We start from the raw sequence: 19,996 nt of genomic DNA on the forward strand, positions 1-19,996 counted from the left end.
ATGATTTATTATCACTTTTATTATTAATCACTGCCATAGTAAACGTTGCTCATCACACGTTTACTATGGCTAGTCTAATCGGTATAATAGCGCCTTGTTCATATCGTTAGGCTGTCTTCTCAGCTTAACCGAACACTTATTTTTTTGGAGGTATGGTTTGGATCGTGCGCTGGAATTTGTGGGCAACCACCCGTTTTTATTTGGTATATTAGCCGTACTTGCCGTGCTATTTTTTGCTATTGAAAACAAACGTAGTGGCAGAAAAATATCGCCCAATACCTTGGGTATGATGGTTAACTCGCAAAATGCGCAGCTGATCGATATTCGCGCCAAAAAGAAATTTGAAACCGGCTATATCCAAGGCAGCCGCAACATACCATTCACTGAGCTTAAAGACCGCATTGAGGAAATTCGTGCGATTGAGCAACCAGTGATTATCATTTGTGATATGGGCGTGCAAGCAGGCGCGGCGATTCAGATGATTGGTAAAGACAGTGTCTATCGCCTAGAAGGTGGTATCGGCGGCTGGCAAGGCGCTGGCATGCCGTTGGTTGGTGTAAAAGATGCTAAGCCAAAGAATAAAGGCAAAGCCAAGCCAAGTTTGCATAAGTAAGACAGTAGATTCAGCGTTGGTTTATGCAGGGCTAAGTAAGTATAAGCACAATGTAGCTTTGGAAATATACAGCGCTAATCTAAAAGACACCTTTTAAAGAGGTGTCTTTTTTTATGTGGCAGTTATGCTACCGTCAGCGCTTTTCAGCCAATAATGCTTGAATTTAGCAGTGCCATCCCCACTTTATACTGAGCAGCATCGAATAGATTTGCAATTTACGTATTGGTAACGGATTATGCTAATTGCTACGCTATGATTTTTTATATCACTATTTATCATATTACTTATAATAAAACTGTTGCCGCATAAATTTATAAACAAGGACTAACCATGACTGTATCTGTGAAAGTTTACTCCACCCCTATCTGCCCATACTGCTCAAACGCCAAGCAATTGCTAAAAACCAAAGGCGTTGATTATGAAGAGATTGGCATGCATGATATAAGCCGTGAAGAGCGCCAAGCATTGATGCAAAAAACCAATAACTATCGCACGGTGCCACAGATTTTTATTGGCGATACCTTTGTCGGTGGTTTTGATGAGCTTAACCAAATGAACCAACAAGGCAAACTTGACGAGCTATTGGCAGGTTAATTTGCTATCTTGTTTTGCGGTCTGTTTTTATCGAGGTAAAAATAGACGGTAGCAAGGGTAAAGCAACTTGTTAAAAACCATGTTGCTGAAAAACATCGAGATAAAATCTCAAAACTCTATCTCGATTTATATTACAATGATATTTTATGACAATGACCATTTGCCCATTATTTGATTAAATTTTAGAGGAATTACCATGGCTGAAGAACAAGCACAACCACAATTGGCACTAGAACGCATTTATGTAAAAGACATGTCACTTGAAGTCCCAGGCGCGGGCGTATTCACCAAAGAGTGGAACCCCGAGCTTGATATCAATCTATCAAGCAACGCGGAAAAATTGGACGATGATCATTACCAAGTGGTATTGACGGTCAGTGTTAATGCTAAAAACGCAGAGGAAGCGGCATTTATCGCCGAAGTTCATCAAGCGGGTATCTTTTTATTAAAAGATATTCCAGAAGACCAAATCGGTCAAATCCTAGGCGCTTACTGCCCGAACGTGTTGTTCCCGTATGCTCGTGAAGTCATCAGCGACATCGTAACGCGTGGTAGCTTCCCGCAGTTATTGCTTGCACCAGTGAACTTTGACCAAGCTTATGCACAAAGCCAACAGCAAGCACAAGTTGATGCGCAAGGTAACGCGTAACACTTAGCATAATAAAGCGTTAGCTAAGCTACATTAAACTAATAGTAGCGAAAAGCCGTTTACTTCTCTAAGTAAGCGGCTTTTTTTATGGAGGTTTTTTAGCGTTTATCTTGACCATAAAAAACCCTGCTGCTTGTGATTACAAGTAGCAGGGTTTTGAATATGACTGTTAATCAACAAGTCCTATCAGCAATTCTAAAGAAGCATTAGCCTTTTAGCGCAGATAAAATTTGCTGTTTAACATCATCAATGCCTTGAGTGCCATCAAATTTGTCATATTTAGGGGCGTCGCCGCCTTCTTTGGCTTTATCTTGATAGAAACCAACCAAGGTTGACGTCTGCTCATGATAAGTCGCTAGACGGTCACGAATGGTAGATTCTTTGTCGTCTTCACGCTGAATCAATGGCTCGCCCGTCACATCGTCAATACCATCGACCTTAGGTGGATTGTGGTCGATATGATAAACGCGACCAGAACCTGCATGCTGACGACGACCTGATAGACGCTTAACGATTTCATCATCAGGCACGCTAATTTCAATCACATGGTCAATCGTCACGTTGGCATCTGCAAGCGCTTGGGCTTGTGGAATGGTACGCGGGAAACCATCTAAAATACAGCCGTTGACACAGTCAGGCTTAGCGATGCGTTCTTGCACGAGGTTAATGATAAGATCATCAGAAACCAAACCACCAGCGTTCATTACGTCTTTGGCTTGTTTGCCAAGCTCGCTGCCTTCTTTGATTGCGGCACGTAGCATATCGCCCGTTGAGATTTGCGGGATATCATATTCTTTAGAAATGAACTGGGCTTGGGTGCCTTTACCGGCGCCTGGTGGACCTAGCAAAATAATACGCATCATTATACGACTCTCCTTAAAAGATAGGATTTTGGGACTAATAAAACTTAGGGATTGGTGGGTTGCAGAGCTTACCTTACCTTGAGGCCTTCAAAAGCTCAAGTATTTTTAGTCTTGATGCGGCAAGTTACGATGACTTATCTGTTCATAGGATAAGATTGCGCGCCATCAGAAGCCCGATAGCGCGCAATTATTAACCACTTATATCTTGATATTTAGTCATTAAGGAATCTGCTGATTAATAGCCACATTGACCTGATTTTGGTCGGCGCTAATCACCACAGGATTACCAGATAAGTCGCCTGACTCAGCAGTAGCAGTACCGCTATGGCTGATACGCGCAATGACGGCAAGCTGAACTTTATCGCTGCGAGCAGAAGCTAACGTACGCTCTGGCATCATCGCATCTAAGTCGCTTAGGCTAATATTTGCCTCACCCTGCTTAATCACGCTAATCGGTAAACGCTTGGCGGCAAATGGCGGCCCACCTTTGACATCACGGATAGCAACAAACAGCACATCATCCGCTTTGACCAATGGCAACAGACTGTCACTAATAGAGACAGTCACGTCAATGCCTTCAGAAGCTTGCTGCTGCTGCGTGCTTACATTCGCACTCAACTCATCAAGACTTGCCAGCGCTTGGCTATGGTCACCCGGTTTGGCAGCAATACTGGCGCGTAAACGCTTAATCCAGCCTTGTGCTTGCTCAAAGTTATTACCGCGTGCCTCACCCATTGCCATTAGCATTTGAGCGCCTTCATGCTGCGGGTTTTTCGCCAGTACGTCTTGTAAGACGCGGCGACTATTAGCATCTAATTGCCCTTTATTGGCAAAAAAGCTGATTTGCGCATAAGTCGTGGCAATCTCTTCGTTATCTGGTGACAAACGATAAGCGCGCGACAAGGCTTCAAGTGCCGAATCGGTGGCTTCTAATGATAAGAATAGTTCAGACAGACGCATCCAGCGATCAGGGTCATCAGCATGACGATAAACGTTGGTCTGCATGGCACTAATCAGTTGCGTACCGTCTTCAATCGCCCAAGCGGGCGGCTGATCGATTTTACCGGTCAATAAGTCATCTGCCACTTGCGAAACTTTATCTTCCGCTGCCCATAATTCAAACACCGGCGTGCGGTCGCTGATTAAAAAGTACGCTAGTCCCGCTAATGCTGGCACCCATACCATGATAATCAAACGGCTTTTGATACCGGGCGCGACCATCGGCGTTACGGTACGCTGCGCATCCAATAACTGACGCTCAAGCTCCAGCTTTTGATTTTGGTAATGCACCTCATCGATAGTGCCGCCGTCTTTATCCGTTTGCAGCTCTGCTAGGCGCTCACGGAATACCGCAATATTAATATCTAGCAGCTGATTGTCAACCGGCTTGTCTCGTAAGCGTGATGCTCGTAACCATGGCATGATAACGATGACCGCCAGTAACAGCGCAATCAGTAAGCTTAGGGCAATAAATAAGCCAAAAGTAGAAAATAGGGTCATTTTTTGTCCTCTGTACTGGTGATGTCATGCTCGTTATTGTCATTGCTATGTTTATTGCTACGCGATAACAGACGATCAAGTTCCGCTTTTTCTGCCGCTGATAACGCCGCAACGCTATCTACGGTGACGCCGCTTTGACCACGGGCAACGCGCTGGCTGCGTTTACTTTGCCAAAACCAGCCAATCACCAACACAATCAATAGTAATGGCGGAAAAAACCATAGTATCCATGTCGACGGACGTACGGGCGGCTTATAAGTAATAAAATCGCCATAACGCTCTTGCATATAAGCACGTATCTCGGTATCACTACGACCTTCTTTAATCAAATCATAGGTTTTTTGCTTTAAATCTTGCGCAATCGGCGCATCAGAACCCGCTAGATTTTGGTTTTGACATTTTGGACAGCGCAGCTCTTCGATAAGACCGCGATACTGCGCTTCTTGTTGTACGGAGTCGAAGTCATAAACTTCAATCGCTGCATGCGCACTAAAACTAATGCCAAAACTGAGCAGACAAGCAAGCAGTAAGCCTGCTAGCTTTATCGTGAGGTTTTTCATTTGCATAACTGTTAGGTGCATTGCTTGTACGCGCCTAGCTTTTAAGTAGAGAGCCGTCATTTGCACATCTCCTTAACCTGAGTAGCGTCTGGGCTAACATTGTTCTTATCAGCTTCGTTGAGCAGCATCAAGCAAGGCGTGATACGGCTTTGCCAATTGCTCTCATTAATCTCACCAACGATATGCTGACGAATAATACCTTCACCATCAACCACAAAGGTTTCAGGCGCGCCAGTCAGCCCTAAGTCTAGAGCAAATTGACCGGACAAATCCTGAATAGACATCGAAAAAGGATCGCCGCCGCGATTTAGATATCCTAGGGCATTACCGATATCATCTTTATAGTTCACCCCAACCAGATTGACACCGCGTTCTTCTAATTGCATCAAAAAAGGATGTTCGATGATACAAGTTGGGCACCAAGAGCCCCAAATGTTCATTAAAAACGGCTGATCCGGCAGATTGTCGTTGGTCATGATACGACTGGTATCTGACAATAATGGCAGCTCAAACGTCGGCACCGGACGCTCAAGCGCAGTGTTGGTGACGATATCCGTTGGCTGACCCAAGCGCATATATAGCATGACCACAAAACCAGCAAAGACAATCAGCGGAATCAAAAACCATATTTTCATCTGGCTTTTTTTCATGGTTTTAGTAGGTTTATTATTAGCAGCCGCTTTGTTGTTAGCAGTACCTTTATTGTCAGGCGTTTTTTGGGAAGAATTATCTGATGGACTCATCTTATTTCTCCCCTATTTCAGCTTCAGTGATAAAGCCGGCTTTATTTGCCGCAATTTGAGCGGATGTTTTAGTCTTTTTAATACGATAGCGGCTATCGAGCATACTTAATAAACCACCTAATGCCATGATAATCGCGCCAAGCCATATCCAGCGAATGAGTGGCTTAACATAAATACGTACCGCCCACTTATTACTGTCTTCAGCGATAGGCTCGCCAAGTGCCACATAGACGTCACGCATCAGGCTAGCATCAATCGCCGCCTCGGTCATTGGCATCATACTAATCACATAGGTACGTTTTTCAGGATACAAGGTCGTCACTTTTTGACCGTCTTTAGTCACCTCAACCTGCGCTTGCATACCATCAAAGTTACTGCCTCTGACTTCATGGAAGTCTTTGACTTCAAAGTCATAGCCCTGCACATGCACGGTATCATTTTCGCCCAGTGCCACATCACGCTCAATACTCAAGGTACTGGTAAAGGCAACACCGATGACGGCTATGATTACCCCAATATGCGCGGTCTGCTGACCCCAATAGCTCAAACGTAATTGACCTAGACCCTTAAAGAAACTCGGGGCATTTTTGGTTTTGTCTTTAAAGTCGACGACCATCCAAAATAAGACCCAAAAGCTCACCGCTAGCGTCACGCCAATATTAAGCATGTCGGACGGGCTGACGAAATAAGCAATAATCGCCGCCAATACCAGACTGCTGACCGCAATGACCATGCCTGCGCCCAATAGCGGACGACTGTCTTTCTTCCAGCGAATATTAGAACCCATGCCCATCGCTATTAGCAGCAACCAAGTTAATGGCACAAATAGCGCATTAAAATATGGAGGGCCTACAGAAACCTGACCCAAATTAAAGGAGTCAGCGATAATAGGATAAAGTGTCCCAAGTAATACCACTAAGGTTGCAATGAGGATAATAACGTTATTAATCACTAAAAATGATTCACGCGATACCAGCTGGTACTGACTTTCAACTGTCAAACGCCAACCGCGAATGGCAAACATCAGCAGTCCACCACCAACGATAATGCCCAAAATCACTAAAATGACCAGACCACGCGTTGGGTCGGCAGCAAACGAATGCACTGAGGTAATGACCCCTGAACGTACAAGGAAAGTACCCAAGAGACTTAAGGCAAAAGCAAAGATGGCCAGCATAATGGTCCATGCTTTAAAGACACCGCGCTTCTCAGTCACTGCCAACGAATGCAGCAAGGCTAAACCGGCAAGCCAAGGCATCAGTGAAGCGTTTTCTACCGGATCCCAGAACCACCAACCGCCCCAGCCAAGCTCGTAATAGGCCCACCAAGAGCCAAGTGCGATACCAATGGTCAAAAAGCCCCAAGCAGCCAGCGCCCATGGACGCGACCAACGGGTCCAGACCGCATCCAAGCGCCCTTCCCATAATGCCGCCATACAAAAGGCAAACGGCACAACCATACCCACATAGCCCATATAAAGCATCGGTGGATGGATAATCAAACCGAAATCTTGAAGCACAGGGTTTAAATCTGCACCATCGACCGGTAAGTTTGGCAAAGTACGATCAAACGGTGATGAGGTGAAGATTAGCATCGCCAGCATCATCATCTGTACGCCAGCCAATATCACCAGTACGCGTGCGCGCATTGACAATGGCAAACCACGGCTAAAGTACGACACCAAGGCACACCAAGTGGCCATAATGGTCATCCAAAGCAATAGCGAGCCTTCATGCCCGCCCCACGTCGCGGACAATTTATAATACCAAGGCAACAAGGTATTAGAATGCTGAGTGACGTAGACCAAGCTAAAGTCATTAAAATAAAAGCCTGCCATCAATGCGCCAAACGAGACAATCATGGCTGCAAATTGTGCCCATGCTAAGCTTGGTGCGAGACGCTGCCAAGCAACATGGTTATTCATGACGCCAATAGTTGGTAGTACCACCTGCAAAATCGCCAATACGAAAGCGGCCAGCAAGGCAAAATAACCCAATTCTGTGATTAACATACGGTCTAACCTTGTTTACCTTAATACGGTCATTGTTTATTTTAGGGATTGGTGTTGTGGGATATTCGAAAGTATCCCGTATTCGTTACTGTAGGTGTTTTCGGTTGCTATTATTATACGCTTATCGCCATCAGCCGTTGCAGCTTCAGGCGCTTACAGCATGGTACATTAGCGTCAACTTGTCACGTTTCTGTATCCACTCTGTATGCGATGTGTGTAAAGAACATAAAAAACCATCTATCACTGCATGGCAGGGAAAAACACCAAGACCAGATGTAACCAACCTGCCAAAAACCCTGTCAAGCCGCCCAATACAATCAGCGTCATCTCATCTTCACGGAAAGCGGGACGCAATAGGTTTTGAAACTCATCGGGTGATAGCGCGCGAATACGGTCGCGAAATAGCCCAAAGATTTTACTGGCGCGGCTTTCATTGAGCTCAGGGTCACGCAGTGGCACCATGGTAGCGACGATTGATTTGTCGATAATGGTATTTTTTAATTGTCCAAACTCGCGGCGACCCAGTCCTACTCTTAATGTGGTACTGATAACTGGCGATTCTAACACCTTATACAGGTGGGATTTCATCAGCTCACGCGTTTCTATGGCGCGGTCACCATACATCATCTCATTCATGATGTTCTCAAGTGTCACCAAATCTTTGACCACAATCTCAGCAAAAACCTCAGAGACTTCCTCTTGGCGCTTCATAAAGCCCCCTTGAAAGCGGTATTGAGCGATATGCGGTAGCTGCGGCTTAATAAATGGAAAGCGGCTTTGCAGGGCAAAAAACTTCACATAAGGGATAAAATGCGGCTCAACTGGGTTAAAGACCATCCAAATCGCAATCCAGTTGGTCAGAAAACCCCAAATGGCGGCAAAAAACGGTACGGTCCAATGCTGCGGCACCACCAAAAATATAAACATTTGGATAATACCGAATATCAAGCCAATCAAGGCACTGATATGCCAAATAAAATCGATCTCTTTTTGCCCGACTTTTAGGAACATATTGACCATCAAGCGACGGTCGCTTTCCATTTTATTGACAATCATCTTACGCATATCGACCAAATCTTCGACGTGATAGGTCAAATCCGTCACCAAGGATTGCATAATATTTGGCAATTCTTGGTGCGCTTGGGCATAGACACGGCGCTTTAATGCGTAAGGAAGATTGCCCCACAGCGCTGGCGAATGGTCAAGCATAATCTCATCAATCAAGACTTCAAGGTTTTCATCGACCGCATTGGTGATAAATACCGCCATCTGCGCAGGCTCCATCGCCTGAAAAAACTCATCGAGCGAACCGAGCTTTGAGAGCGTCTGATCCACGATAACGCCCGATATCTTGCCTGCTTTGCGCGGCACGATACCTTGCCAACCTAAGCCCGGTAAGCCAAAAAACGGAAAGTTTGGAATCCGAATACCCCAAAACTTAACCGGATAAAATAGCATCTTGAGTGCCATCCACACATGTATCCAAGTGACAAATGCGGTCACCGGTGGAATGGTCAGCATAGCAAAAAACTCGGGATGTTCTGCTATCGTCTGCCACAATGAATTTGCATCCATGACTCTAATTATCCTTGAGGTAATGATTGTCGTTGTTAACCAAATATCCTGAGCAGATTAAGAACGCTTAACAAAAAGCCGCTCTATCCCCAATAACCACATAGCTAAGAAATAACGCGCTAACTGGCTAAAATAAATCGCCTGATTTTAGCATACTTGCTATTCATTAGCACATATCGACCCTCGGCAAGTTGTGACTAGCGATGACACGTTTTGCCCGCTACTCTCACTCCTAAAACCTTTACTATCATCTAGCAGCATGAACCATCAGCATATCAACCGTTACAGTGTCTAATTCGATGAAAAGAGAACCCAAATAGCAACACTAAAAACGGCGACAACAGCCATGCTAACAACAAAGATAATTATTATAATGACGACCCTATAAAATAAATAACGGCGTACTGCGTCAATGCATTTGTTCTGTTATAATTTATGGTTGCCTTGCGTGAATGGTTAGCCGCTATACTCAAGCAAATCAATCGAGATTTATTGATAAAATATCAGGCTATGTTATTGAAAGAGTGTCGCTTATCCTTTATGCTCACCTCGCTTTAAATGCATCAATCTAGCGCCCTCTATTTCTCTCATACTAACTGTTATTGATTTATTCATTATCAACTTATCAATTCATAAACGACCGATTCACTGACCGTCCGGGTACTGACTTTATATGAACAAACCGCTCACTCCCGATACCGAACAGGTTAATCGCATTTTTACCAGCCGCGTTATTATCCTTGGGCTGTGCATGTTAGTGGGTTTGACGGCTTTGATTGCGCGCTATGGTTATCTGCAAGTTTATGCCCACGATAAGTACGCCACCCAAGCCGATAACAATCGCATTAAACTGATTTCTGCGCCGCCCAGTCGCGGTTATATTTACGATCGAAACGGCGTTATCCTTGCGGACAATCAGCCAGTATTTACTGCCATGCTGAGCCCTGATGAAGTGGAAGATCCAGAACGTACGCTAAACTTGCTCGCGCCTATCTTTGATTTAACAGATGAAAATATCACCGATATCTTGGCTCGCTTAAGCAAAACCAAAAATGACCCTGTGACCATCAAGATTGATTTAACTGAAGCACAATTGGCACAGTTTAGTGAGCGAAAACCCTTTTTTCGTGGCGTCAGTATTCAGAGCAAGCTCACGCGCTCTTATCCCTATGACGAGCTGTTTGCCCATGTGATTGGTTACGTTGGACGGATTAACGATAAAGAATCGAAGCAAATCAATAAAGATCGCTATGCCGGCACCGACCTTATCGGCAAGATTGGCATTGAAGATTTTTATGAAGATATTTTACTTGGGCAACCAGGCTATCAGTCCGTAGAAACCGATGCGCACGGCAATGTCATACGCCAGCTCGATACCAAAGCGCCAATCGCCGGTAATGATATCACTCTAAGCCTAGATTATGGCTTACAGACCATTGCCCAGCAGCAGCTTGATGGTCGCCGAGGCGCCATCGTTGCCATCGACCCAAAAAATGGTGATGTATTGGCGTTCGTCAGTAATCCAAGCTATGACCCCAATCCCTTTATCTCCGGTATCTCTTTTAGAGATTATGGTGACCTGCGAGAAGACCTTGATCAGCCGCTCTATAATCGCGCGCTACAAGGCACCTATCCGCCCGGCTCAACGATTAAGCCCTTTGAAGGTTTAGGCGGTATTCATTACGGCTTACGTGATTGGGAAACCACCATTTATGACCCCGGCTATTTTAGTCTACCCGGTGATTCACACCGTTTTCGTGACTGGAAAAAAGGCGGACACGGTACGGTGAATTTAAAGAAATCTATCGTGATGTCGGTCGATACTTATTATTATAAGCTGGCATATGAGATGGGTATTCAGCGCTTGCACGACTGGATGGTACGCTTTGGTTTTGGCGAACAAACGGGTATTGACCTGCCCAATGAAAAACCAGGCATTATGCCCTCGCCAAAATGGAAAAAAGACACCTATGATAAAGGCTGGCTGCCGGGTGAAACCATCTCTGTTAGCATCGGACAAGGGTATTTCTTGGCCACCCCGCTACAGATTGCCAATGCCACCGCCATGACCGCCAATAAGGGCTATCATATCACCCCGCATTTATTAAAAAGCAGCGATGGGGCGGCGGCGGTCGACGTGATTACCAAGCCTGATGGCAAAATCGAATACAACGGTAAACCTTCCGACTGGTTACGTATGCACGATGCGATGGAAGACACCATCAAAGCAGGTACAGGGCGTGGTATTTATACGCCGCGCTATCGCATTGCTGGTAAAACCGGAACCGCACAGGTGAAATCGATTGCCCAAGGTAAAAGCTATAATAAAGCCGCCCTTGATAAACGCCATTGGGATCATGCTTGGTTTAATGGTTTTGCTCCTGTTGAAGCACCAGAAATCGCCCTTGCGGTATTGGTCGAAAACGGCGGCGGCGGCAGTGCCGTTGCTGCTCCTATCGGTCGTGCCTTATTTGATTACTGGATGTTACAGCGTAAAACCGACCCTATTTTGCCGCCTACTGCCGATCAATTAAAAGTCATTAAACGGCAAAAAGCGTTTGAAAAAGCCATGCGTGATGCGGTACGTGATAAAGAACAGGCGCTCGCAGAGCAAGCAGAAGCGCAAGGTGCGGAAACAACTACGAGCGCTGCTACCTCTGAGTGATGATAGCGTGAGTCAATAAAACAGTTGATAAGATAGTTAATAACAGGGTTAATAAGAAAGCGCTATGAAAAAAACATCCAGTACGCGACAGCCTAAAAAAAAACATAAAGCAAAAACGAAAAACAGTGCTGCTGGTGATGTACGTATTATCGGTGGTCAGTTTAAGCGCCGTAGCGTGAGTTTTATCGATGCCGAAGGCTTGCGTCCGACCCCAGACCGCCTGCGTGAGACCTTATTTAATTGGTTGATTGCCGATATTCATGACGCCCAAGTGCTTGATAGCTGCGCTGGCAGCGGTGTTTTAGGCTTCGAAGCATTATCACGCGGCGCGGCGCATACCACCTTTATCGAAATAAATCCGGCACAAAGCGACATGCTGCGCCAAAGCGCCGAACAATTACGCCTCGATACCGCTAATTATCAAATCGTTCAAGGCACAGCTGAGCAAGTACTGACCCAAAACCAAACCCTTCCTCATCATTTTGATATCGTCTTTATCGACCCACCTTATGCCCAAGACTTATGGCAGCCGATTTTAACGGCATTGATAAAAAGATCCTTAATCACCACAGAAACGCTGATTTATTTAGAAGCGGATAAAGATTTAACGCTGCAATTGAATCAATTGGTAGCCAGTGTTAACGAGAACTCTGCGCCTCAAGCAGAGACAACGCAAGGCATCATAGGCTTTGAGTGCTTAAAACAAACTAAAGTCGGACAAGTTGTCGCTGGACTTTATCGTATATTGCCGTCATAATTGTCCGGTTAACGAAAGCCATTAACAAATTTTACAAATGTTTAAAACCGCTAAAAAACTGGCCAACGCTGCAGTTTAATGTATATAAGGCGAAAATAAACCCCAATGCAGCTTGCAAGCGTAGGCGCTACTGCTTATAATGTGCAGTCTGTTTTTTGAGAGCCCCGTTCCCAGCTAAACTCTCAACGAATTCTAATTTTAAGGTTTTATCATGAAAACACTTAGTGCAAAACCAGCTGAAGTGACCCATGACTGGTATGTCGTAGATGCTGACGGCAAAACCCTTGGTCGCCTAGCTACTCAAATCGCTACACGCTTACGTGGCAAACATAAAACTTGTTATACGCCTCACGTAGATACTGGTGATTTTATCGTTGTTATCAACGCAGAGAAAATCGCGGTAACGGGTAAAAAAGCACAAGATAAAAAATACTATCGTCACAGTGGTTACCCAGGCGGTATTAAAGAAACCAACTTCACCAAGCTGATTGCACATAAGCCTGAAGATGTTCTACACAAAGCGGTTAAGGGTATGCTTCCAAAAGGTCCTCTTGGCTACGCGATGATCAAAAAGCTGAAACTATATGCGGGTACCGAACATCCACATGAAGCTCAGCAACCTAAAGAACTAGACATCTAAGGATATACTTATGGAACGCAATTACGGAACTGGTCGTCGCAAAACTTCTACCGCTCGTGTCTTTTTAGCTAAAGGTACTGGTGCTATCGTTGTTAACGGCAAACCACTTGATGAGTATTTCAGCCGCGAAACGTCGCGTATGGTTGTTCGTCAGCCTTTAGAATTACTTGACACCCCTACTGCTTATGACCTTTACATCACTGTAAAAGGCGGCGGTATTAGTGGTCAAGCTGGCGCAATCCGTCACGGCATCACGCGTGCATTGATTGAGCTTGATGAGTCTAACAAACCTGCTCTAAAAGCAGCTGGTTTTGTTACTCGTGACTCACGTCAAGTTGAACGTAAGAAATTGGGTCTACGTAAAGCACGTAAACGTCCACAATTCTCGAAACGTTAATCAAAGCTATCTCTTTGCTTTTTACTGCTGCCGTCTTTATCTCAGAGTCGCCATAGTAGTATTAAGCAAAAGAATAGATTTGCAAAACCTTATAAGCTGGTCACAGCTTATAAGGTTTTTTTATGGCTGGTTTTTAGCGATTATTTTAACCATGCTTTTTTAACGACAGTTTTTAGCGAGGATTTTTGAATGATGGTTTTTACCTGTGCCAGTTTTTGTGCATAAATCACCTTGCAAAGCCGCGCTCACTGCCTCATCATAATCATAACTTTTATTACCTTGTCCTCATTATGAAAGCCCCCGAACAATACGACCCTAGTAAGCCCGAAAAAACCGATATGCCAGCACCGACGGCCGGTGAGCATAACAATAAACATAGCAAAATGGCTAAGTCACCTGCTATCCCTATCGGCACGCCAACGATTACGCAAACGCATAAGCAAACGGCGCAAGTGGATAAGAAACCCTTTCAATGGCAGTTTTTATTGCCTAAATATTGGGGTATTTGGCTAGTCTTGGCGATCTTTCTACCGATGATATATCTGCCATTACGTTGGCAGTTTTGGCTGGGTCGTAAGCTGGGTATTTTAATCTACAAAGTAGCAAGCTCACGCAGACGTGATACCTTGATTAACTTAAGATTGGCTTTTCCAGAAAAGCCCGAAGCCGAGCGCGAGCTGATGGCCAAGCAAGTTTTTGTCAATCAAGGTATTGGGGTGTTTGAAACGCTATGCGCTTGGTTTCGTCCCAATATTTTCACCCGTACCGTTTCTATCTCAGGCTTACAGCACTTAGTTAATGCCCAAAACGAAGGTCGTCCTGTGATTTTGCTTGGGGCACATTATACGATGCTCGATCTTGGCGGTATGCTATGTACGCAGTTTTTCCCTATGGATGGCATGTATCGACCACAAAATAACGCTTTGCTCGATTGGTTTATCTATAATGGACGCACCAATATATTAAGTAAGCAAATAGCCAGTAGGGATATGCGTAGCTTTGTTGAGTCGATTAAAGCAGGCCACGTGATTTGGTACTCACCTGACCAAGATTACGGATTAAAACAAGGCGTCATGGCACCATTTTTTGGTGTGCCAGCAGCGACTATTACCGCCTCACGGCGTATGGCCAAACTGGGCGACAAACAGCATCCGCCCGCATTGATGGCACTGCATACCTATCGGCAAACGCCAGATAACCTACCGAAGGGCAAACGTCCGCATTATCATTTAACCATTACGCCAGAGCTTGATAATTATCCAAGTGATGACGAGGTTGCCGATGCAACGCGCGTTAATGAAGTGCTAGAAGGATTGATTCGTATCGATCCGACCCAGTGGATGTGGTTCCATCGCCGCTTTAAAAACGGCCCTGATGGTCGTACTGATATCTATCGGTAGCCTTTTTTGGCAATAACATCGCGACGAAATTTGCTATACTTTGCAGCTGATATTTTATTCTGCATATCATTTATATTATTAACTTACTTATATTAATAACTCATTTACATCAATAACTCACTGATATCAATAATAACGTGAGAAATAAAATAACGGATTTTTCATGAGCACTCAAACTGACGCAGTTACAGACGCAGCTAAAATAGAAAGTAAACGTATCCTAACCGGCATCAAGCCGACTGGTACTTTACATTTAGGCAATTACGTTGGCGCGATTCGTCCAGCGATTCAGTCTATCCAAAACAGTGACGACGAAGCGTTTTTCTTTTTAGCAGATTACCATGGCATTATCGGCTGTTATGACCCTACTATTATTCATGAATCGACCAAGGCCATTGCTGCGACTTGGATTGCCTGTGGTCTTGACCCTGAACGTGTCACTTTTTACCGTCAATCCGATGTGCCCGAAATACCAGAGCTTGCCTGGATTTTAAACTGCTCATGCGCCAAAGGTTTGATGAATCGCGCGCATGCTTATAAAGCGGCAGTCGACATCAATATGCAAAAAGAAGATGTCGATCCTGACCAAGGTATCAATATGGGTCTATTTGGCTACCCTGTACTGATGGCAGCCGATATCTTGATGTTCAACGCCACGCATGTGCCTGTTGGTCGAGACCAGATTCAGCATGTCGAGATGGCACGTGATATTGCAGGTACCTTTAACCATCGCTATAAACCCCTCTTTACGCTCCCATCTGCGGTTGTAGATGACGATATTCCACTACTGACGGGGCTTGATGGACGTAAAATGAGTAAGAGCTATGGCAATACCATCCCATTATTTGGTGATTCTAATCCACAAGTCAGCGCCGAAAAACAGATGCATAAAGCCATCATGAAAATTGTGACCAACTCGCAGTTACCGGCTGAGCCAAAAGACCCTGATGATTCAGCTATTTTCGAGATTTATAAAGCTTTTGCGACGCCTACCGAGATTGCAGATATGCGGGCGCAGTATGCCGCCGGTATTGGCTGGGGTGATGCCAAGCAAGCCCTGTTTGACAAAATCAATAGCGAGATTGCTCCATTCCGCGCACGTTATGAAGAGCTTATGGCCAATCCAAAAGAGCTGGAAGAAATCTTACAAATGGGCGCAGAAAAAGCGCGACGCCATAGTCGTAAGCAACTAGATAAGACTCGTCGTGCCATTGGTATCCGTCCACTTGCTAAGCTTAAGTAAGTCTTTGACTGCTTTAACTTATCGTAATCAAAGCGGATGCTAAGCGTGCAGACTGAGCTAACAAATCAACCAGCGGCTTTAACAAAAGCCGCTTCTCTTGTAGGCGCGTATCAAAACTCTGAGCTTATAGATAGCAATGGCGAGCATGATGGCCAACACGACCATTTAGCTATCAATGACATGTCGCTGCGCATTTATCAGACGCCGGTGCAGCATCTACCAGAAGATTTATATGTGCCGCCGCAAGCGTTTGCCATTTGGTTAGAGCAGTTTGCTGGGCCATTGGATTTTTTATTATATCTGGTCAAAAAAAACAACGTTGATCTGACCCAAATGCCGATATTGCCAATTACGGAGCAGTATTTGGCTTATATCAATGAGCTGGATACCGAACATTTTGAATTGGCGGGTGACTATCTGCTGATGGCATCAACCTTGATTGCGATTAAAACCGAGCTGCTGCTACCAAAGCCCGAAACGCCGAGCGATGAGCGTGATCCAAAAGCTGAGCTGATTGAGCGCCTTGAAGAATATGCGCAAATTAAAGTAGCCAGTCAGCGTTTGGACAATCTGGTGCGTCTTGAGCGCGATGTGTTTTTAGCGATGGTCAGTATGCCCAGTCAAGACGTTATGAATGCGGAATTACCCAGTTACTCGCCGAACCTTTTGATTGATAGCTTATTTAAAATGCAGCTGCAGCCTGATTATCAGATGCATACCATCAAAGTTGATGCCGTGCCCCTTTCCGACCGTATTGCCAGTATTAGTAGGCAGCTAAGCACGAGTGGCGCGCACTCGTTTTATGAGCTGTTGGATAAAACTCAAGGTAAGATAGGTGTGGTGGTTAGCTTTGTCGCAGTCTTAGAGCTGATGAAACGGCAGTTGGTTGGTGTTATAAACGCTGATTTAAAAGGTCACGGTACTGCTGCTGACGATGAGTTTGCAGAAAACAGCCATATAGGGCAGTTAACGTTACAGTGGCTGGCTTAATGGTCTTCTTTAATAGAGAATATATGCAATGACAGATACGCAGCAGCGACACTTAGATGAGATGAGCAAGCATATCGAGGTGCTCCTGCACGCCTCTGAGGCGCCTCTTAAGGCTAATGTGTTAAAGAAGCAGTTATCGTTAAATACTAACGAGCTTGCGCGAGCGTTGGAGATATTACAACAGCGTCTAGATTCTGGTGTACTGACCTTACATGAGACGGCCAGTGGTTATCGGCTACAAATCGCAGATAGCTATAGTCCGTTAATTCAGCGTGTATTCCCGCAGCGACAAGAACGCCTCAGCCAAGCCCTGCTTGAAACGTTGAGTGTCATTGCCTATAAGCAGCCAGTGACACGCGGTGACATCGAGCACGTGCGCGGTGTGACGCTATCAAGTAATATACTGCGTCAGCTATTTGATAAAGGTTGGATTGAAGAGAAAGGTTACAAAGAAACCTTGGGTCGCCCTGCACTGCTACATACCACGCCGCAATTTTTAGATGCGTTTGGATTGACCAATTTAGATGAGCTGCCCGCATTGCCAGATATGGAAGCCATTAAAGCGCTGTCTTAGCATCAAAGCATTTTCTTAATTAGTTTAAAATAAGACCTGCACATTATTCTTACTCCCATAAAAAAGGACAAACCGAATAGGCTTGTCCTTTTTTTGAAACCAGTTTTTTATAGCAAATTTTTAAACCAGTTTTTTTAAATAAGTACGGTTAGATTAACAGTATTGATTATTGATTAATAATTATTGATTAATAATATCAACGCCCTTTGGTGGCGTAAATTTAAACTGACTGCTACCGATACTTGGGTTCATTTTGATACCACTAAACTTAATCGTCGTGGTTTGTCCTAAACTATCATTCAATACCATCATCACAGGTTTACCACCGCTAAAGCTCATCGATAAGCTCTTAAAACTGGCACTCTCTGACTTTGGATATAATACATAGTAGTTTTTATTGGCGTATGGCTGAGTGATTTTAAAGTTCTTATCAATTTTGCTTGGATCACCTGACAACAATAGCGCTGGGGTATTACCCACTTGGCTATCGACATTTTGCTTGGTCGCTTGCTCCAAATCCTTATCATAAACCCACATCGAGCTGCCATTTGCCACAATCAGCTGCTCGGACGGCGACTTGGTTTCCCAGCGGAAGTTATTTGGACGCTGGACGCTCATTGTACCCGTAAAGGTACCACTATTTGCGCCTTTGGTGGTTTGGCTAAAGTTAGCCGTCATGCTTTTGGTATTACTTAGTAGCTTGTTTAAGCGTTTGGCAGCGGTCAGATTATCAGCCGGAGCAGCCGTTGCAGATTGCGTTAAAGCCATCATCGGCGCGGCAACACCAAGTGAGGTCATCAATACACCCGCTAAAGCACCGCTCATTACTTTTTGTTTTAAAGTTGTTTTGTTTGTTAATAAAGTCATTATAAATCCTCTTTTAAATGCAAAATAGCATAAAGATAAAACGTTTTAATTAAAATTTTTGTTTTCAATAAGTGCTTATCTCACGATGCTCAGTTCAGAATCAATAAACTTAAACTGACGTGATTAAACAATGCAGACAGTGTGCCAGTTTTTTTATTACGCGCCTAGTCATGATTTGCAATCATTACTACCGCTGCCATACACGCTTGTAACCAGTAGCGTTACATAGCATTCACTGCTATTTGTTGTCTGTTTTATGTATAAAATAGGGTTATTTAAAAGCAGTTTGCGAGCTATTGCTAATGTCATGACCTGCTATTTATAATCATTTGCTTTTGATAATCTGCTTTTACTAAAGAACCAGCACCATAAAAAAACCCTTACTACCAAACGGTAATAAGGGCTTTTTTTAGTCATCAAGTTATTTTAATCTTCGATTAAAATAACCCAGATGGGCAATTATGCGCTTTCAACCATAACATAACGACGGTTGAATTTACCTTTGGTCGCAAACTTTACCACACCGTCATTTAGTGCAAATAAAGTATGGTCACGACCCATGCCAACGCCTTCGCCTGCGTGGAATTCTGTACCACGTTGACGAACGATGATGTTACCAGCTGTGATAGCTTGGCCACCAAAGATTTTAACGCCTAGCATTTTTGGGTTTGAATCACGACCGTTACGGCTCGAACCGGCAGCTTTTTTATGTGCCATGAGAAAATCTCCTTGTTAATGTGACTTATCGCTAATGCGACAACTCTTAAGCATTTAGTGCGCTATTTAGCAGTAATTGCTAAGTGAATAATTAGGCATTAATAGCTTTGATTTTTAACAAGGTATACCATTGGCGGTGACCTTGCTCTTTGTGATAATGCTTACGACGGTTGTGTTTGATGATACGGATTTTTTCGCCGCGACCATGTTCAACCACTTCAACTTCTACGCTAGCGCCTTCAACGACAGGCTGACCGATTTTGACAGTTTCACCGTCAACAACCATCAACACGTCTTCAAATTTGATTGTTTCGCCTTTTTCTGCTTTTAGTAGTTCAACTTTAAGCAATTCATCGACGACTACACGGTGCTGTTTACCACCAGTTTTGATTACTGCGTACATTGTATGACTCCGTTTAACCCGTGTGCCGTGGCTGATATCATACCAACGCTTTTACGACGAACACGACAGGGAAAAATTAAAGGCAAGATTTTACGGCTTTTTGCTCATAAAAGCAAGCCGCATCTCTTGTTTTACTCAGGTGGTAATACCAATAATACTGGCTCAAATGTTTGTCTATACTTATATATGAAAATGATGTGATTGATTAACAAGGGTATAAACCACCGCTGTTAAG

The 19,996-nt window shown here is 44.3% G+C and carries 20 protein-coding genes; 11 read left to right on the plus strand and 9 right to left on the minus strand.

Annotated elements, in window-relative coordinates; genetic code table 11:
- The first annotated feature begins 157 nt into the window (after window positions 1–157).
- From JMX94_RS09870 to secB, 3 genes are all read left to right on the plus strand, one after another.
- A complete protein-coding gene (locus tag JMX94_RS09870) occupies window positions 158–613 on the plus strand; it encodes a rhodanese-like domain-containing protein (RefSeq protein ID WP_201565188.1) in 456 nt (151 codons plus the stop codon).
- A gap of 330 nt (window positions 614–943) precedes the next feature.
- The gene (gene grxC, locus JMX94_RS09875) at window positions 944–1,207 is read left to right on the plus strand and encodes a glutaredoxin 3 (protein WP_201565189.1); all 264 of its coding nucleotides are present in this window, start codon (window positions 944–946) and stop codon (window positions 1,205–1,207) included.
- A gap of 196 nt (window positions 1,208–1,403) precedes the next feature.
- Entirely contained in the window at window positions 1,404–1,856 is a 453-nt protein-coding gene (secB, locus tag JMX94_RS09880) for a protein-export chaperone SecB (RefSeq protein WP_149488954.1), read from the plus strand.
- A 206-nt stretch (window positions 1,857–2,062) separates the two neighbouring features.
- Here secB and adk read toward each other — a convergent pair whose 3' ends face one another.
- The 6 genes from adk to JMX94_RS09910 form a co-directional block, all read right to left on the minus strand.
- Window positions 2,063–2,719, minus strand: a complete 657-nt coding sequence (adk, locus tag JMX94_RS09885; RefSeq protein WP_201565190.1) for an adenylate kinase — start codon at window positions 2,717–2,719, stop codon at window positions 2,063–2,065.
- 219 nt (window positions 2,720–2,938) lie between these two features.
- On the minus strand, window positions 2,939–4,219 hold the full coding sequence (gene ccmI / locus JMX94_RS09890; RefSeq protein WP_201565191.1) for a c-type cytochrome biogenesis protein CcmI: 1,281 nt from the start codon (window positions 4,217–4,219) through the stop codon (window positions 2,939–2,941).
- Window positions 4,216–4,779: a cytochrome c-type biogenesis protein gene (locus tag JMX94_RS09895; protein WP_374220415.1), complete on the minus strand. Its 564-nt coding sequence runs from the start codon at window positions 4,777–4,779 to the stop codon at window positions 4,216–4,218. The genes ccmI and JMX94_RS09895 overlap by 4 nt, the downstream gene beginning before the upstream one ends.
- Before the next feature lie 56 nt (window positions 4,780–4,835).
- On the minus strand, window positions 4,836–5,522 hold the full coding sequence (locus JMX94_RS09900; protein ID WP_201565192.1) for a DsbE family thiol:disulfide interchange protein: 687 nt from the start codon (window positions 5,520–5,522) through the stop codon (window positions 4,836–4,838).
- A gap of 1 nt (window position 5,523) precedes the next feature.
- Window positions 5,524–7,533, minus strand: coding sequence for a heme lyase CcmF/NrfE family subunit (locus JMX94_RS09905; RefSeq protein WP_201565193.1), 2,010 nt, complete (start codon window positions 7,531–7,533; stop codon window positions 5,524–5,526).
- 240 nt (window positions 7,534–7,773) lie between these two features.
- The gene (locus JMX94_RS09910; RefSeq protein WP_201565194.1) at window positions 7,774–9,108 is read right to left on the minus strand and encodes a hypothetical protein; all 1,335 of its coding nucleotides are present in this window, start codon (window positions 9,106–9,108) and stop codon (window positions 7,774–7,776) included.
- A 673-nt stretch (window positions 9,109–9,781) separates the two neighbouring features.
- On the opposite strand from JMX94_RS09910, the gene mrdA reads away from it, so the two are divergent.
- The 8 genes from mrdA to scpB all read left to right on the plus strand — a co-directional run bounded on the left by mrdA (window position 9,782) and on the right by scpB (window position 17,774).
- Complete coding sequence (mrdA, locus tag JMX94_RS09915) at window positions 9,782–11,773, plus strand: penicillin-binding protein 2 (protein WP_201565195.1); 1,992 nt, start codon at window positions 9,782–9,784, stop codon at window positions 11,771–11,773.
- Window positions 11,774–11,837: 64 nt separating this feature from the next.
- Window positions 11,838–12,530, plus strand: a complete 693-nt coding sequence (gene rsmD / locus JMX94_RS09920; RefSeq protein ID WP_201565196.1) for a 16S rRNA (guanine(966)-N(2))-methyltransferase RsmD — start codon at window positions 11,838–11,840, stop codon at window positions 12,528–12,530.
- Between the two features lie 211 nt (window positions 12,531–12,741).
- The gene (gene rplM, locus JMX94_RS09925; RefSeq protein WP_183620736.1) at window positions 12,742–13,170 is read left to right on the plus strand and encodes a 50S ribosomal protein L13; all 429 of its coding nucleotides are present in this window, start codon (window positions 12,742–12,744) and stop codon (window positions 13,168–13,170) included.
- Between the two features lie 10 nt (window positions 13,171–13,180).
- Window positions 13,181–13,567, plus strand: coding sequence for a 30S ribosomal protein S9 (rpsI, locus tag JMX94_RS09930; RefSeq protein ID WP_183620735.1), 387 nt, complete (start codon window positions 13,181–13,183; stop codon window positions 13,565–13,567).
- Window positions 13,568–13,857: 290 nt separating this feature from the next.
- Entirely contained in the window at window positions 13,858–14,967 is a 1,110-nt protein-coding gene (locus tag JMX94_RS09935) for a lipid A biosynthesis acyltransferase (protein WP_201565197.1), read from the plus strand.
- Window positions 14,968–15,130: 163 nt separating this feature from the next.
- Window positions 15,131–16,210 carry a tryptophan--tRNA ligase gene (locus tag JMX94_RS09940; protein ID WP_201565198.1) on the plus strand — a complete coding sequence of 360 codons (1,080 nt, stop codon included), beginning with the start codon at window positions 15,131–15,133 and terminating at the stop codon, window positions 16,208–16,210.
- Window positions 16,211–16,390: 180 nt separating this feature from the next.
- The gene (locus tag JMX94_RS09945) at window positions 16,391–17,200 is read left to right on the plus strand and encodes a ScpA family protein (RefSeq protein WP_201565230.1); all 810 of its coding nucleotides are present in this window, start codon (window positions 16,391–16,393) and stop codon (window positions 17,198–17,200) included.
- Window positions 17,201–17,228: 28 nt separating this feature from the next.
- Window positions 17,229–17,774: an SMC-Scp complex subunit ScpB gene (gene scpB / locus JMX94_RS09950; protein WP_201565199.1), complete on the plus strand. Its 546-nt coding sequence runs from the start codon at window positions 17,229–17,231 to the stop codon at window positions 17,772–17,774.
- A gap of 180 nt (window positions 17,775–17,954) precedes the next feature.
- On the opposite strand, the gene lolA is transcribed toward scpB, so the two are convergent.
- The 3 genes from lolA to rplU all read right to left on the minus strand — a co-directional run bounded on the left by lolA (window position 17,955) and on the right by rplU (window position 19,761).
- Complete coding sequence (lolA, locus tag JMX94_RS09955; protein WP_201565200.1) at window positions 17,955–18,641, minus strand: outer membrane lipoprotein chaperone LolA; 687 nt, start codon at window positions 18,639–18,641, stop codon at window positions 17,955–17,957.
- A gap of 459 nt (window positions 18,642–19,100) precedes the next feature.
- Window positions 19,101–19,358 (minus strand): 50S ribosomal protein L27, encoded by a 258-nt coding sequence (gene rpmA / locus JMX94_RS09960; protein WP_055123782.1) that lies wholly within the window; start codon window positions 19,356–19,358, stop codon window positions 19,101–19,103.
- 91 nt (window positions 19,359–19,449) lie between these two features.
- A complete protein-coding gene (gene rplU / locus JMX94_RS09965) occupies window positions 19,450–19,761 on the minus strand; it encodes a 50S ribosomal protein L21 (protein ID WP_144297745.1) in 312 nt (103 codons plus the stop codon).
- Window positions 19,762–19,996: the final 235 nt, after the last annotated feature.

Source organism: Psychrobacter sp. CMS30 (assembly GCF_904846565.1).
Classification (GTDB): domain Bacteria; phylum Pseudomonadota; class Gammaproteobacteria; order Pseudomonadales; family Moraxellaceae; genus Psychrobacter; species Psychrobacter maritimus.